Source organism: Novosphingobium sp. HNCC26DJ243, assembly GCF_057180545.1.
The window spans coordinates 14,804-28,930 of record NZ_JBXUGN010000011.1 but is presented as its reverse complement, the minus strand read 5'-3'; the positions used below and the strand labels follow the sequence as shown (position 1 = coordinate 28,930).

The window sequence follows — 14,127 nt, the reverse complement described above, 5'->3', positions numbered from 1 at the left end:
TCCTTGTCGAGCGAGAGATCCGCCACGAGCTTGTGCAGCTTACTGTTCTCGTCCTCGAGCTGCTTCAACCGGCGCATATCCTGTGGCAGCATGCCGTCGTATTTCTTCTTCCAGTTGCAGTACGTCGCCTGGCTGATCCCGGCCCTGCGGCAGATGTCCGCAACTCGAACGCCGTTCGCGCCCTGCTCCAGGATGAACGCCCTCTGGGCGCCAGAAAACTTCGATGCCTTCATCGTCTTTCGCTACTCCAGCCAGGGAGAGCATGGCGAATGACTCTAACTCGAAACGATCCAGTTTTCCAGGATCAGATCAGGGGCAGCATCGCCATATTCTCATGACAATGAGGGCCAATGCCTTCCTGCAAACACAAACGCTCGCGCAGGCGGGCCGAAAAAAAAGAGTCTTCCGACCGCCGCCTGAACCGAACATGCGCGCCCTCCGACAGGCCATCGTTGAGCGAATAACGCGACTTTCGCCACGTCGATGCCTCACTGCGGTGGAAGCCTATTAGCCATGCATTTCACGCTTCTGCCAAACTAGTGCTAGAATGCGTTCTTATGCATGACGACTGCAAACGTGCGCATCATAATCATCAGATCATTCCACAGCGACCAATTTCCCAGATACTCAAGATCGGACTCTAGACGATCAGTGAGATCACGCTCGTGCACCGTCGCGCCACGGAAACCACGAACTTGAGCCAACCCCGTGATGCCCGGCTTGCACGCGTGGCGATGCCAGTAGCGCGCGTCTACTTCCCAAAACAGTTTTGACTTGGCGGTAGAACTGATCGCATGAGGTCGAGGGCCGACTATCGACATAGTTCCAAACAGAACGTTGAATAGCTGGGGTAATTCGTCGATGCTTGTCTTGCGAATAAATCGGCCAACGCGCGTTATGCGATCATCGTCCCGGCTGGAGGACCGGGCACCGCTGAAGTCGCATTTCCCGTGGTACATGGACCGGAATTTGTAGATTTTAAAAAGTCGGTTTTGACGACCGATGCGGTCCTGTACGAAGAAGACCGGTCCCGGGCTTTCGAATTTAATGGCCAAGGCTACGAAAACCATAAGCGGTGACAGCGCCATCAGGACCAACGCCGAGAGGATTATATCACATAGCCGCTTCATCAACCGGTCACGCAAGTTGAGTGGGCCTTTGGCAACGACATATGTTGCGCGACCGGCATAATGCCCAAGAGCTAAAGCCTTCGACATCTCTGGCGCCAGAATCTCGGCATGCACATTCATTCCTTGCAGGACGTGGGTCCAAACGCTTCGTTTTTCCTGTGCACAGCGCACGACCACGCGATCAGCAGAAGAGAGTATGCCCGCAAGACGATGATAGTCCTCAGCCGTTGCGTTGGCCGGGTCAAATGCTGCGCCCAAATCGACTGTCATATCTCGGGAAATTGAGGTCGGGAATTTGCCGTCAGAAAGGCATAAAACTGAATATAACGTTCCTGACAGCAGCTTTTTCCCCCAAGAAACGACCGCCGCCCGGCAAACGATCATGGAAACAATTGCAATCGCGGTAACACTCGTGATGAAGATGCCGACATGACCCAAATTTGGAGTCAGATTCCCTATCATGAGACTCATGAACATGAGGCTGAGTACAAACGATGCTCCGGCTCTTCTAATTGAGTCTGAAAATTTTATTAGGCAATTATCGGTGCAAGTTCTTAATGTAAAAGAGAATAACATATTTACCGCAAGTAACGCGAGCGAAAGCTTTGCGGATGGAAGTGCATTATCATTTGTGTCAAAAAGGAAAATTGTGATGAAATAGCCTAGAGAGAGCGACAGGAAATCTGCCGTCGCAAGCGACGCGGCGACAATCAGACGAAGCTTGTCCCTCGGGATGGGCGCTGGCCGACCGAGATCCAGGTGGTCTGCCACCAATGCAACGCTCACTTGTTGGTTCATCTGTTTAGCTCCAACTTTCGCGCGACCTTGGCTCTTCAACTCACATTTTTTCGATTGCAGACAGCTTATGCTGCACTTGCGAAGAAAGCAAGGGGCCATCCCCGTTTGCGTCGGCCTTTTTCGCGATGCGTTGCACAATTTCTCACGCTAGAGTGCTTTTTCATCGCGATCGCTGCTGACGGGATCAACTGTGCCTGTTTCAGGATGAGCGGCGATACAAACGTACCCGCCTTTCCGAACTGCCGGAGATTTACATGAGGCTGAATATTACCCCTTGGCAAAAATTTTGCCAGAGGGGGGTGAGAATATGACAATCACTGCTGGACGTTCGGGTGTGATCCGAATCAAGAGGCTTATGCGATCACCGTGACCACTATGCCGCGGCCCACCCGATCAGGCAAGGGGGCATACAGGGGCTTTGATGCTTGATCGTCAGGCGAGGACTCTCAGAGTGGCTCGACGCCGTCAAAACACCGATATCGCCTTCGCGTGTGCGGGTCTGGTAGAGCGCAACAGCCTTTGGTAAGCGGTGGAGTATAATCCCACAAAATTCCACACGCGCCACACCACCGAGCTCCGCAGTTGCCGATCGTTAGGCTATGACTGCTGTCTGTTAAATACTGTCACTAAGAGGCCCCTCGCATTGCCTTGCACTGCACCACCTGACTGTCGTTCAAGAATCTTGAACATATCACCAAGGACGAATGTCGGTCACTCACCAGTTTGTAACTTTTTTATGGTTACTATATCTCCTGAGAGATTCGATTGGCGAGGTATTTGTAAATGCTACACGAAAAGCGCACACCCATCCGGAAGGCTGTATTCCCGGTTGCGGGCCTCGGCACGCGTTTTCTTCCGGCGACGAAAGCAATACCCAAGGAAATGTTGCCTATTATTGATCGGCCGCTGATTCAATATGCAGTGGACGAAGCCCGAGAGGCAGGCATTGAACAATTCATTTTCGTGACGGGGCGCGGCAAAACAGCGATCGTCGAGCACTTCGACACGGCGTACGAACTTGAACATACGATGACCGAGCGGGGCAAGGCTCTGGATGTTCTCGCTCCTACTCGCATAGCACCAGGCAACCTCATGACAGTTCGGCAACAAGTTCCATTGGGCCTTGGTCACGCGATCTGGTGCGCTCGAGCCGTCGTTGGGAATGAGCCATTTGCCATTTTCTTGCCGGATGAGATGATGGTGGGTTCGCCGGGTTGCATGAAACAGATGGTCGAGTCCTACAACGAAGTTGGCGGAAACTTGCTTTCCGTTCTGGAGGTTCCAGACGACGAGGTCTCGAGCTATGGCGTGATATCGCCAGGAGCAAGGGTTAACGATCAGCTGACGGAAGTGACCGGCCTTGTCGAGAAGCCGCGTCTAGAAGATGCTCCATCAAACCTGATTATCTCCGGTCGATATATTCTCCAACCCGAAGTGATGCGGACCCTCGAGAGCCAGAATGCCGGAGCTGGCGGTGAAATTCAGCTTACTGACGCCATGGCCCGGATGATCGGACAACAGCCGTTTCACGCAGTAACGTTTGCCGGTCGACGTTTCGATTGCGGTAGCAAAATTGGCTTTGTCGAGGCGACACTTTCACTGGCTCTTGAGCGAGAAGATATGTCAGGCGATTTGCGTACGTTAATGACCCGCCTCCTGGAGCGATAAGTTTGCTGAGTCATTCTTTGAAAGCAGGAGGCTTTACCGACGGCATTACACTTGCTTCCCATATCGGCGGTGTTTTCTGGTTTTCGTGAATTTGCTCACCCGTCGTTCACGGCGCGACAGCGCGACCGTCAGGGCCAGCGATGCCATCGTTTTCGTTAATCGCCAGTTGGCCCTGGTGAAATGATCTTCTCCCCGCGTCTAAATGCTACAAAGGTCTGGTGATGCGTCTAGGCGCGATCTTGCAGATCTCGTTTGCAAAGGTCGGGGCCCCGGGAAGGCACGAGGTCCGGTACCCGTGCTTTTCAGTCCGAAGAGATACGGATGCATCAAGCTTGGCGGGCCAATGCGGAAGTTGCAGAGAAATGCGCTTGATGTCAGTATCGTCAATCCGCTGAACGTCAGAACGTCACGCGGATCGGCGCGATGATGGATCAATTTTCGTTTCTCAGGCCCTCTCCATCCCTAAGGACCATCTGGTTACTGCTGCCCGGTCCCGAGACTTATTATATAGGATCGGGACTCACTACGGCCACAGGTGACGGCGGCTGCGAGACTGATGGCACCGATGAAGTCTTTGATGTTGCGGTCAAAGCGGGTGGCGATGCGGCCCCAGTCCTGAAAGCGGCAGATTATGCGCTCGACGACGTTGCGCTGTTTGTAGATGGCGTGGTCGTGATCTTATTGGATCGTGCGGTTTTTGCTAGGCGGAATGACAGGCTTGGTGCCGCGTTCGATCAGCCATTCCCGCAAAGCTTGGCTGTCGTATCCCTTGTCGGCGTCCAGTTCGGCGGATGTCGGTATTGCCTCGATGCAATGTTTGGCGACTTTGCAACCTTAAACATTTCCGGACGCCAATAGCAGGACGCAGGGAAGCCCTTCTCGTCGCAGAAGGCGTGGAGCTTGATGTTGCGTCCGCCTTTTGTGGAGCCGATACGATGAACCAAGGCCCCCTCTTTCGCCTCCGGCGCAGCGGTGAAGCTTGATACAACTGCTCTTGATGAAGAGCTTGTCCTGCTCCTGCTAGCGCGTCGAAGTTGCCCTTCCAGATACCATGCACGGACTATCGGACAAAGCGGATATAAAGCGTCTTCTTCGGTCCATAAGCGTCAGCACATTCAGCCCAGCGACCGCCACAGCGATGCGCGTGGACGATCTCACTCAACATACGACCATCTTCCCCTCGCGCCTCCCCGTGTAGATCGGTCGGAAGCAGAGGCTCGATCCGAGCCCCTGCGTATCGGAAAGCCAAAAGCAATCAGCTTTCTCACTGTCTCCTCGATGGGGCAGCACTCACGATCGGTGTCCTTGAAAGGTCTGATATTGGATCCGACCCTAATTTCCCGCAGGAGGACCCATTAGAACCTGCTTAATCCCGGTTTGGGCTGCTGGATCGCGCGATGGACGAGCCGAAGAAGATGCTGTTGCGCCGTCGATCGCGCGCAGCAAGGGCGTAACGATCGGCAAATCGTTGCGGCTCTTGACCTGGTTTAGGTGCTGTTCGGGATCGTAACTGTCATCCTCAGGCAACAGCCGTTCAAATTTCAGCACGCCTAACGCCTGCACCAGCCGGAGGTTGGCGGTGAAGGTGGCGGCGAGCGCATTGTTGTAGCTGCTCTTGGCCAGCAAGATTTCGCGTGCAAGATCGAGCACGTCGAGAGTGGTGCGCAACCCTGCCCTTTCTTGCAGCAGGGCCCCTTGATACGCTGCCTCGGCCGATTCTCCCGCCAGCTTGTAGCGATCGATCATGGCCAGTTGGGTCCGCCATTCGTTCCAGGCATCGGCAACTTCGTTGTGGATGTCGCGGCGAGCGCTATCAATCAAGCGCCAATCGGCATCATTTGCGGCATCGGCCTCCGCGATCCGTGTCACATTGGCACCGCTGTGGAAAATCGGTCCTGAAACAATTACTTCGCCACGAAAGTCGGTCTCACGGTGGGCGTTGAAGGGTTGGCCAATCGAGGTCTGGGCAGAACCAGACAGGTCGATTCGCGGCAACAGTGCCGCCTTGACGGCATCGCGCTGGGCGCGTGAAACCCGCTCACGTGCCAAGGCCGCCTTGATCACGGGATTGTGCTTGTCAGCATAAGCATAGGCCGCAGTGAGTGTGGGCACCGGCATGGCCAACTCTGGCAGGGGCGCGAGGGTCGTTCCTGGCACTCCCCCGATTACGCGCAAAAACGACGCTTCGCTGGCAGCGGTCTCCCGCAACGCGGCATAGAGCTGCGCCCTTGCCTGTTCCAGCCGCGTTTCGACCTGCTGAACATCTGTTATGGTCACTTCGCGGACTGCGAACCGTGCCTTGTTGTCACGCAATTCCTGCTCAAGGAGTTTCAGGTTGTCCTGAGCAATGATGACGCCTTGCCGGTCGCGCATCAAAATGTTGTAGGAATTGAGCGTATCAAATAATGTATCTGCCTCGACTGACTGCAGTGACGCGCGGCCATAGGCAATCTCTGCCCAAGCCGAGCGCTCATCTGCAGCGAGCCTGCCGAAGGTATAAAGCGGCATTGTGAGGATAACCGAAGCGGTTGTAATCCACGCGGCCTTTGCCTCAGATGTGCTGGCGAGAGTTGAAACCCGGTTAGTCCGCTGATAGCCGCGCCCCACCCGAAAATCGACCTTTGGGCCAAACTCGGCCCGCGCGAGCGGCACTTTGTAATCCGTTGAGCGCAGCCGAGCGCGCTCGGACAGAAGCTTGGGGTTGTTCCAGTAAGCCTCGCGCAATGCCGCTCGGTGGTCGGTAACCGGTACCGGACTATTGCTTGTTGGATTGCTGGGATCTTGTAGAAACGAGGGCTTCAGTTCGTCGCCGACAGCAAGCGCATCAAGCGTCTGGTCAACTGCGGCGGGAGCTAATTCAGCAGAGTCGGCGGCGTAACCTTGCGCGGATGCCCAACCGGCCGATCCCGGAAAACAGGTAAGCAGCAAAGCAATGAGCCCCGGCAGCAAGACCTTGCCGCAGGGAGATTCCTGAAGCAGGTCGGCAAAACTTCCCGTCGCGCGTGTTAACACGTTGAAACTGACATAATATTATTGATGAGCCCGCCTTCCGATCCGAATCGCTGTGCCATTTCTGCACAGAGCCACCTAACACACGCAAGGGGTTCTACCACGCAAGTGGAAGAATTTCAGCACCAGCCGTTCAACTACCTCATATGCGCAGGCGTGGCACGCCGTAACCGTATTGCAGGACTTCTTGGCCCGTATGAGGTGATAAGGGAGTTCAGGGACACCGGATGCCAGGAAATTGTGATGCCTGAACCGCTTACGCTTGCTATAGGAACGTGAGCGGACGGGCTGGCCGCTGTTATCGAAACTTGGACAGCTACCAAATAGCCCACAACGATTGTCGTTGCGTCAGGGCCGAGCGCCTCTCAAACGGCCACCGCATTACCGCCATGCTAGTGGTTGGAACGGGATAGATATGCCGATTGTGCTGGTTGGTTCCGGTCAAAGGCGTTTGGTTCGCCGCCTGCCGGCGGCGATGTCTGGGTAGGATGTTGCATCCTGCAAAAATTCCGAGAGTCCGATCAAAATCGACATACGAAAAGTCAGCATGCCTCAGGTTCGACGCTTGGGTTGTTTCCTGATTTGCGCCGCCTCCACCGTCAGCTTGATTTCGTCTGCCCCGGCTTTTCCGTGCGGCAAAAAGTGTGTGACTATGAGTCAGAGAATGATCCATTGAATTGCCTTTGGGCGATTGCCCAAACGGCGATCCGGTCTAAAGTGTTGGCTCTATGCCATATCGCCTCGCCCCCTTGGAAATTCCGCACGCATTCTGGCGCACTGCGCCATGCACCGATCCAGGCGTGCAGATTCTGGCGATCGGCGATCTGCACGGATGCGGGAAGCTTCTGGTGGAAATGATCTACGCGTTCGAAAAGGTGGTGCAAAACGGACTTCCTCCCACCAAAAACAGGCAGATAATCTTGTTGGGTGACGTGATCGATCGGGGTCCCAGTAGCCTGCAGATCTTGCGCGCGCTTTACGAGATCCGCGACAACCCACACTTCGTTGTTTTGATGGGCAATCATGAATCGCTCTTGCTCGACTGCATCGATTGTCGGCCTGGGGCGATTGGTGCCTGGTTGAAGCTCGGTGGTCATGCGACTGTCGAGAATCTCCGGCTGACCATACCTGACCCAGATGCTAACGAAGCGGTCTTTGCCGATCAGCTGGTCGAGGCATTAGGTGAACCGGTGGTAGAGTGGATGCGTGGCCTGCCTGTCAGCCTGACGTCGGGAGACTATTTCTTTTGTCACGCAGGGGTTAAGCCTGGCGTGCCACTCGAAGCGCAATATCGTGATGATTTGATCTGGATTCGCTCGGAATTCCTCAAAAGCAAGCGGTTCCATGGCAAGGTTGTTGTGCACGGGCATAGTATCGCCGAAACCATCGCCGTGACTGCGAACCGCATTGGAATTGATACCGGCGCCTATAAAAGCGGTCTGTTAACCGGGTTGATCGTGCAGGACGAGCAAGCCTGGAGCCTCGAAGTCACCTGAGTTCGAGACTTAGGGAGCAGTACGCGCCGGTATCCTGGGATGAACCGGAGGACGGCGATGTTGCCCCAGGTGGCCTGTTCTTGACACGGCCTTTTTGCTCCGGGCGGCAAGCGCTGCACGAAAACTGAACACGCCTTCTGCCTAGTGGGTCGCCTCTGAAACCTCACTAGCAGCATTAACTTGCGCCGAGGCCGCCGCATTATTGGCGGCTCGTTTCGGATAAATTTTGTCATGCGTCGCCGGGCTGTTAGATTGCGGTTCGTGCTGATCAAAGAAACGTAGGGCTATAGCGATGCTGCACTGCGGAACATTTCTGTTGTGTGCTTCTCCAACTCGAATGTAAGAGCGGCAGCAGGTCTTCGCGCGCTAGGCCAAGATCCTAACTTATTGCGAGGTAGACGTGGACCGAACTGCTTGCGACCTGGTGATCGTGTTGCATGACGTGCGCGGGGGAGGGGCAGAACGTGCGATGCTGCGATTAGCCAAGGGGTTCGCAGATGCCGGGCTAAAGGTCTCGCTGGTGTTAATACAGGGTGCAGGTGAATATTTGAAGGACCTACCGACTGGCGTCGACGTGCACGTGCTCAATGGCCGTTCTGTAATGGCCTCGGTCGGCAAGATCGGCCGCAAAGTGCAGGAACTGGCCCCGCGCGCCGTGCTCGCGGCACTCACTCATGTGAACGTCGCGACCTGTATCGCCCGGATGATCTACTTCCGCAACACGCCCACCTTCATTTCTGAGCGCAACCAGATCTCGGAAAAACGTGCCACGGCGCGGGGGCTGCGGGAGATGGTGACTTTTGCAATGGTTCCGAGCCTCTATCGACAGGCGGACGGGGTTATTGCTGTGTCCGACGGTGTGGCGGACGATGTACGGGCCTTGGCAAAACTGCCAGCTGAGCGGGTACATTATGTCCATAACCCGGTCTACGACCGCACGATACTCGATCGCGCTGCGCTACCCAGTCCGCATCCGTGGCTTGAGGATGATGGCGATCCGGTAATCATAGCGGTCGGTCGGCTGCATCCGCAAAAGGACTTCAGAGTTTTAATCGAAGCCTTCCTTCAATATCGCCGGCACCATCAGGGCAGGTTAATCATCTTCGGAGAAGGTTCGGAACGGAGTAAACTGGAAGCGGTAGTGGCGGCCAGTGACTTTCGGAGGGACATTAGCCTGCCAGGTTTTTGCGACAATCCCTTCGCGGCTATGGCACGGGCTGACCTGCTGGTGCTTTCGTCGCGGTGGGAAGGTTTCCCTAACGTGCTGGTCGAGGCGATGAGTTGTGGCTGCCCTGTGGTGGCGACCAATTGCCCAAGTGGACCGTCAGAAATTCTCGATCATGGCCGCTATGGCCCACTGGTCCCCGTTGGCGATGCCGCAGGCCTGGCCGACGCGATCGCCGCCACGATCGGATCTGAGGAGGCCAGCCGCACCGTCAGCGCCCGCGCCGCTGTTTTCAGCATCGATAGTGCGGTGGCCGGCTATCGCGCCATCATGGGCATTTAGGAAAGCGAGCGGAAATTATGCAGGCAGTTGCATCGGGCCAACCACTCAAGGTGCTGTTTCCTTATACCGGCGACCGCTTCGGCGGCAGCAACATGTCTTCGCTCGTAATGGCATGCGGATTGAAGGATCGTGGCCACGAAATGATCGTCGCTACGCACGGTCCAGGCCGCGCTTTCGACGAATCCGCCCAGCGAGGCTTGACCACACTCGAACTGCCGGCTCTTTCAAGCCACCCAGGCTATTCGCGGCCCGATCGCTTCCGCCTCGATCACTTGCGCGCCCTGCCAGGTTGCCTGGCCTTTTTGCGCCGCGAGAAGTTCGATATCATTCACACCAATGATTTGTCGATGTTGCGGACCTGGGCCTTGCCTGCTGCGCTGACTGGCACCCCGTTGATCGCCCACTGGCGCGCAGCGCTGCCCACAGGCAAGTCCGTCCAGGCAGCAATGGTGCCTGCACGGCGCATTATCTCGGTCTCGACGTATTCGAAGGAGATTTTGCCGCCCTGGGTCCAACGCAAGTGCGTAGTGGAGTTCAACGCCCTGGAACAGTTCTACGATGAGGCGATGCGCGCCGAGGCACGAATTGCGATTCGCGCCCGGCTGGGTTGTCCCGAAAACGCTGCGTTGGTAGGCGTTTTTGGCAACCTAACCCAGCGCAAGCGTGCTCATGTTATTTCCGATATTGTCGGCGCCTTAGGGGATGTGGTGGGTGGGCGCCCGGTTTACGGTCTCGTCTGCGGCGCGCCGGCGGAACCTCGTGATACCGAGATTGACGGCAAAATTGCAGTAGCGGGGCTGGCCGAACGCATTTTCATGCCCGGATTCGTCCGTCCGGTGCTGGACTGGATGGCCGCTTGTGATGTGATCCTGGCTCCGGCCATAAAGGAACCGCTGGCGCGCAATGTATTGGAAGCGATGGCTGTCGGCGTGCCCACTTTGGTGTCGTCCGACGGAGGCTTGCGCGAGTTTATCACCCATGGCCAGGATGGCTATGTTCTCGACCCCTATGACCTCGATGTATGGATAGCCCAATGCAGAACACTGCTTGAGGATCGCGCGCTCGCCGCTGCGGTCGGTGCAAAGGCCCAGACTAAAGCCCGGGAACTAAGTATCGCCTGTCATGCAGAACGGATCGAAGACATCTACCGGGCAGTCTTGTAGAAAATACCTCGAATATAAGCTGTTAGCGTGAACAAGTCGAGCTTGAGCGGCCGCCCATGGCAAGATGATCGCGGCACAGTGCGTTGGTTATCGCCAAGAGGCCGTTCAATGCCCGAGTGAATGGATGGGCAGGCTCGGCCCAAGCTCGTTCGCTAATCTCAGCGGGCAACGGTGCGATCTGATCCGCATTTACGATTCGCAATGTCCTGGCCTCCACGCCGGCAAGAATCGCCCTGTCGATCGGGTCGCGATTTGCTGGTCGCGCGCCTGCATAGGTCATTACGCTGGCCTTGACCTGACCCACCGGGCGCACCGTGTACAGGCTTTGGACTGGCGACTTATCGGAGACCATCACCGCAGGGGCGATCTGGCTGACAGTGCCAAGTGGACCGATGTCGAACCGGTTGTCATGCAGAAATATACTGTCGACCGAAGGGGCTGCTGACATGGCATCAACGCTGACTGCCTTGATTTTGCGCTTGGTATCAGGGCCCGCCTGGAACACATTCCCGATAATGGCGATCGATGTGTCTGCACTGATGTCACGTGGGTAGGTGTGAACGAAGTTCTGGCCACCGTTGAATACAAAATTGTTGGCCATGAGAACGCTGGCCCCTTCGCTTATCGCCGGATTGCGGAAGCGGTTGGCGGCGAGCAGATTGCCGGTTAGCTCGACCCCTTGCACTCCGGTGCCGATCAGCAGCCCCATTGCATGTGCACCCTTTGGATGTCCTGCATTGTTCAACGCCTGTGCAAGGATGCTGTCGCGAATTGTGATCTGTCCGGTGGTGGGATACCATAGGCTCACAAGCTCGTCGGTTGACCAGGATACACTTACGTTCTCGAGAAGTATATTGCGCGAGACGTGATCGTCCGCGTCGCTGGGTTTCCCATCGAGGCTGATCCCGTCCCGGTTGGAATCTTCCTTGGCCGTAGCGCCGGCTCCGGGGCGAACGGCGATGTGCCCGATCACCACATCATGGGTGCGAATGCGCACGGTGCCGTGGATTGTAATACCCGGGTCCGGCGCCGTCTGTCCGGCGATCGTGACGTGCGGTTGGTACAACTTCAGATCACTTGTCAATCTTATCGTCCCGCCCACATCGAATACGATAACGACGCCAGGGCGACCCGAAATGCCCTCACGTAGGGAGCCAGGCCCGTTGTCTGCTAGAGTGGTAACGTGGTAGATACGCCCTGTAGGTACGGCGCCGCCTTGGGTATTGGCCCCCGCAGGTGGGGTCTCGTTGGCGTGGCAGCCGATGGGAATACCGACGAGCAGTGCCACAGGCAGTGCGCGCGACAGAACGGACCATGCCAAACGGCCGAGAGGGCGAGGGGTGGACCAATACATCGGGAAGGCACCTCGAAAATGCTCCCCGGCCTGGATCACCGGGTCCAATCACGATGCGCTAGGCATTGTGAACGGTGCGCGAATGAAACCGCAGCCGCCACATCGCATGGATATTGGTTGTGAAATAGCGCCAAAACAGTCGTCGGGGCTCCATAGCCACGCGCCAGGCCCACTCCAATCCTAGCGCCTGCATCACCGCGGGCGCCCGGGGGTGGATCATTGCCAGGTGATCGTAGAGGCCTCCGCAGGTTCGAATCCAGGCGACAGACTTGAGCCTGTCTTTCAGCTTGTGCGCGACCAGCAACTGCCGCGGGTTTCCTATCCCCAACCATAGCACGTCGGCACCCGATCGGTCGATATCCTCTGCGATTGCCTCGAGATCGTCATCACGAAAGTACCCATCGCGCGAGCCGACAATCTTAAGGTCTGGGTAAAGTTCATTGATCCTCTTAATCGCAGCCCCGTTGACCTCGGGGGTACTGCCCAGCATGTAGAAGGTGATCCCGTTCTCTGCAGCCGTGGTTGCTGCATCGTGGAACCAGTCGGTCGTCGCGACGCGCTCGGGCAGCGGAGTGCTGGTGAACCTACGCGATGCATTAACGATGGACATGCCATCGGCGGCGACGTGATCGGCGGAAAGCACGGCGGCATTGAACGCCGCGTTGCTGGCGAACAACGAAATGACTTGCCCATTGGCTGTGGTGACCACGCGCGGGCGGCTGAGCGCTCCTTTTTTGCGCGCTCCCACATCATGCACCAGCAGGTCGCACCATTGGCGAGCATTCAAACGACGGATCGGGATACCCCCGGTAATGACGGTATCTGGCACTTGCTCAGGCAGCACTGTTCGCAATCCTCGTAGTCATCGAAGCTCCAACGGCACCTGTGCGAATCTGGCCCTCGAACCCATCGGTCATCGAATCGAGGCTGAACGAGGCGTTGACATGGTCCAAGGCCAGCAAGCCCAAGCGCTTGCGCTCATCGGAGTTCGTGTTAAGCAAGGTCAGCGCCTTGACCCATCCAACGGGATCATCGAGCCCGACCAGCAGACCTGCCGCAGTGCCATCGTCCTTCACCAGTACCTCGCGTTGCATCACGACGTCGCTCGATACAATTGGCAGTCCGGCGTGCATGGCCTCTAACGTCGCATTCGACATGCCTTCAAACAGTGTGGGCATCACGAAAACGTCCGTTGCGGGCAGAAGGTCATAAACATCGTTGTGCGGGACAACGCCCAGCATGTGTACGCGGTGGCCGATGCCGTGCTGGCGGATTTGTTCCTCGATCTGCGGGCGGAGCTCGCCGTCACCGGCAATCACTAGATGCATGTCTGGCGTTTCAGCGACCCGATCAATCAAAAAAGAATAGTTCTTCTGGTAAGACAGGCGGCCAATTGCGAGGAATAGCGTCTGGTCCTGCGGCAGACCCAGGCGATCGCGGACCGCGTGGCGATCGAAAGAGGTTTTGCGCCATTCGATGCCGTTTTGAACAACGGTCATCTTACGGCGATAGCGCGCTGAATAATCGGCAAAAGAATCCAGCACCGATTTTGATACGCAGACGATCGAAGTGTAGACATGGGTATTACCCAGCAGGCGATCCAACAGTCGCATGGTGCGACCAAAGGTCGGCCCGGGCGAGCGATGAGAAGCGACGCGGATCGGAATTCTTGCCGCGTAACCAGCAAGTGTGCCGAGCACCGAACCCAGTGGCATGAAGCAAATCACTGCCTGGGGCTTTTCATGGACGAGTTCTCGCCAAAGCTTGTAAAAGGCCTTGATATAACCCATCGCGCTCAGGCGCGGGACGGGCGAAATGACCTTCACTTGAGCCTCGTCGCGAAACGCAACCTTTTCCAGATAAAAAAACCGGACCTGCGTGTCATAGCCGCGCCTGCGCAATTGTTTCGACACGCGAACTAGTGCTTCTTGAGCTCCGGCGGCGTTCATGAACGAACCGATGCAGTAAATCTTGGGTCTGGAATCGAGTGCACTGTTCATGG

11 protein-coding genes are annotated in these 14,127 nt (G+C 56.6%); 5 read left to right on the top strand and 6 right to left on the bottom strand.

Annotated features, from left to right (window positions below):
• Together AC2A04_RS18060 and AC2A04_RS18055 are read right to left on the bottom strand one after the other, a co-directional pair.
• Positions 1 to 233, bottom strand: a 233-nt coding sequence (locus tag AC2A04_RS18060) for a transposase (RefSeq protein ID WP_484213751.1), incomplete at its 3' end; no start/stop codon positions are given.
• Positions 234 to 542: 309 nt separating this feature from the next.
• A complete protein-coding gene (locus tag AC2A04_RS18055) occupies positions 543 to 1,928 on the bottom strand; it encodes a sugar transferase (RefSeq protein WP_484213750.1) in 1,386 nt (461 codons plus the stop codon).
• A gap of 783 nt (positions 1,929 to 2,711) precedes the next feature.
• Between AC2A04_RS18055 and galU the strand changes: the two genes are divergently transcribed.
• Together galU and AC2A04_RS18045 are read left to right on the top strand one after the other, a co-directional pair.
• Positions 2,712 to 3,596 (top strand): UTP--glucose-1-phosphate uridylyltransferase GalU, encoded by an 885-nt coding sequence (gene galU / locus AC2A04_RS18050; protein ID WP_484213749.1) that lies wholly within the window; start codon positions 2,712 to 2,714, stop codon positions 3,594 to 3,596.
• 426 nt (positions 3,597 to 4,022) lie between these two features.
• Positions 4,023 to 4,454 carry a hypothetical protein gene (locus AC2A04_RS18045; RefSeq protein WP_484213748.1) on the top strand — a complete coding sequence of 144 codons (432 nt, stop codon included), beginning with the start codon at positions 4,023 to 4,025 and terminating at the stop codon, positions 4,452 to 4,454.
• Positions 4,455 to 4,928: 474 nt separating this feature from the next.
• Here AC2A04_RS18045 and AC2A04_RS18040 read toward each other — a convergent pair whose 3' ends face one another.
• Positions 4,929 to 6,545: a TolC family protein gene (locus tag AC2A04_RS18040; protein WP_484213747.1), complete on the bottom strand. Its 1,617-nt coding sequence runs from the start codon at positions 6,543 to 6,545 to the stop codon at positions 4,929 to 4,931.
• A gap of 788 nt (positions 6,546 to 7,333) precedes the next feature.
• On the opposite strand from AC2A04_RS18040, the gene AC2A04_RS18035 reads away from it, so the two are divergent.
• The 3 genes from AC2A04_RS18035 (at position 7,334) to AC2A04_RS18025 (ending at position 10,771) form a co-directional block, all read left to right on the top strand.
• Positions 7,334 to 8,101 (top strand): metallophosphoesterase family protein, encoded by a 768-nt coding sequence (locus tag AC2A04_RS18035; RefSeq protein ID WP_484213746.1) that lies wholly within the window; start codon positions 7,334 to 7,336, stop codon positions 8,099 to 8,101.
• 424 nt (positions 8,102 to 8,525) lie between these two features.
• Entirely contained in the window at positions 8,526 to 9,608 is a 1,083-nt protein-coding gene (locus tag AC2A04_RS18030; protein WP_484213745.1) for a glycosyltransferase, read from the top strand.
• Positions 9,609 to 9,625: 17 nt separating this feature from the next.
• Positions 9,626 to 10,771 carry a glycosyltransferase gene (locus AC2A04_RS18025; protein ID WP_484213744.1) on the top strand — a complete coding sequence of 382 codons (1,146 nt, stop codon included), beginning with the start codon at positions 9,626 to 9,628 and terminating at the stop codon, positions 10,769 to 10,771.
• 22 nt (positions 10,772 to 10,793) lie between these two features.
• Here AC2A04_RS18025 and AC2A04_RS18020 read toward each other — a convergent pair whose 3' ends face one another.
• From AC2A04_RS18020 to AC2A04_RS18010, 3 genes are all read right to left on the bottom strand, one after another.
• Positions 10,794 to 11,855 carry a hypothetical protein gene (locus AC2A04_RS18020; RefSeq protein ID WP_484213743.1) on the bottom strand — a complete coding sequence of 354 codons (1,062 nt, stop codon included), beginning with the start codon at positions 11,853 to 11,855 and terminating at the stop codon, positions 10,794 to 10,796.
• 328 nt (positions 11,856 to 12,183) lie between these two features.
• Positions 12,184 to 12,969 carry a WecB/TagA/CpsF family glycosyltransferase gene (locus AC2A04_RS18015; RefSeq protein ID WP_484213742.1) on the bottom strand — a complete coding sequence of 262 codons (786 nt, stop codon included), beginning with the start codon at positions 12,967 to 12,969 and terminating at the stop codon, positions 12,184 to 12,186.
• Positions 12,959 to 14,125: a glycosyltransferase family 4 protein gene (locus tag AC2A04_RS18010; RefSeq protein WP_484213741.1), complete on the bottom strand. Its 1,167-nt coding sequence runs from the start codon at positions 14,123 to 14,125 to the stop codon at positions 12,959 to 12,961. The genes AC2A04_RS18015 and AC2A04_RS18010 overlap by 11 nt, the downstream gene beginning before the upstream one ends.
• Positions 14,126 to 14,127: the final 2 nt, after the last annotated feature.

Excerpts from the sequence above, each read along its gene's own strand:
- AC2A04_RS18025 (WP_484213744.1), top strand. The coding sequence starts at position 9,626 with ATGCAGGCAGTTGCATCGGGCCAACCACTCAAGGTGCTGTTTCCTTAT.
- AC2A04_RS18035 (WP_484213746.1), top strand. The coding sequence starts at position 7,334 with ATGCCATATCGCCTCGCCCCCTTGGAAATTCCGCACGCATTCTGGCGC.
- AC2A04_RS18010 (WP_484213741.1), bottom strand. The coding sequence starts at position 14,125 with ATGAACAGTGCACTCGATTCCAGACCCAAGATTTACTGCATCGGTTCG.
- AC2A04_RS18055 (WP_484213750.1), bottom strand. The coding sequence starts at position 1,928 with ATGAACCAACAAGTGAGCGTTGCATTGGTGGCAGACCACCTGGATCTC.
- AC2A04_RS18045 (WP_484213748.1), top strand. The coding sequence starts at position 4,023 with ATGGATCAATTTTCGTTTCTCAGGCCCTCTCCATCCCTAAGGACCATC.
- galU (WP_484213749.1), top strand. The coding sequence starts at position 2,712 with ATGCTACACGAAAAGCGCACACCCATCCGGAAGGCTGTATTCCCGGTT.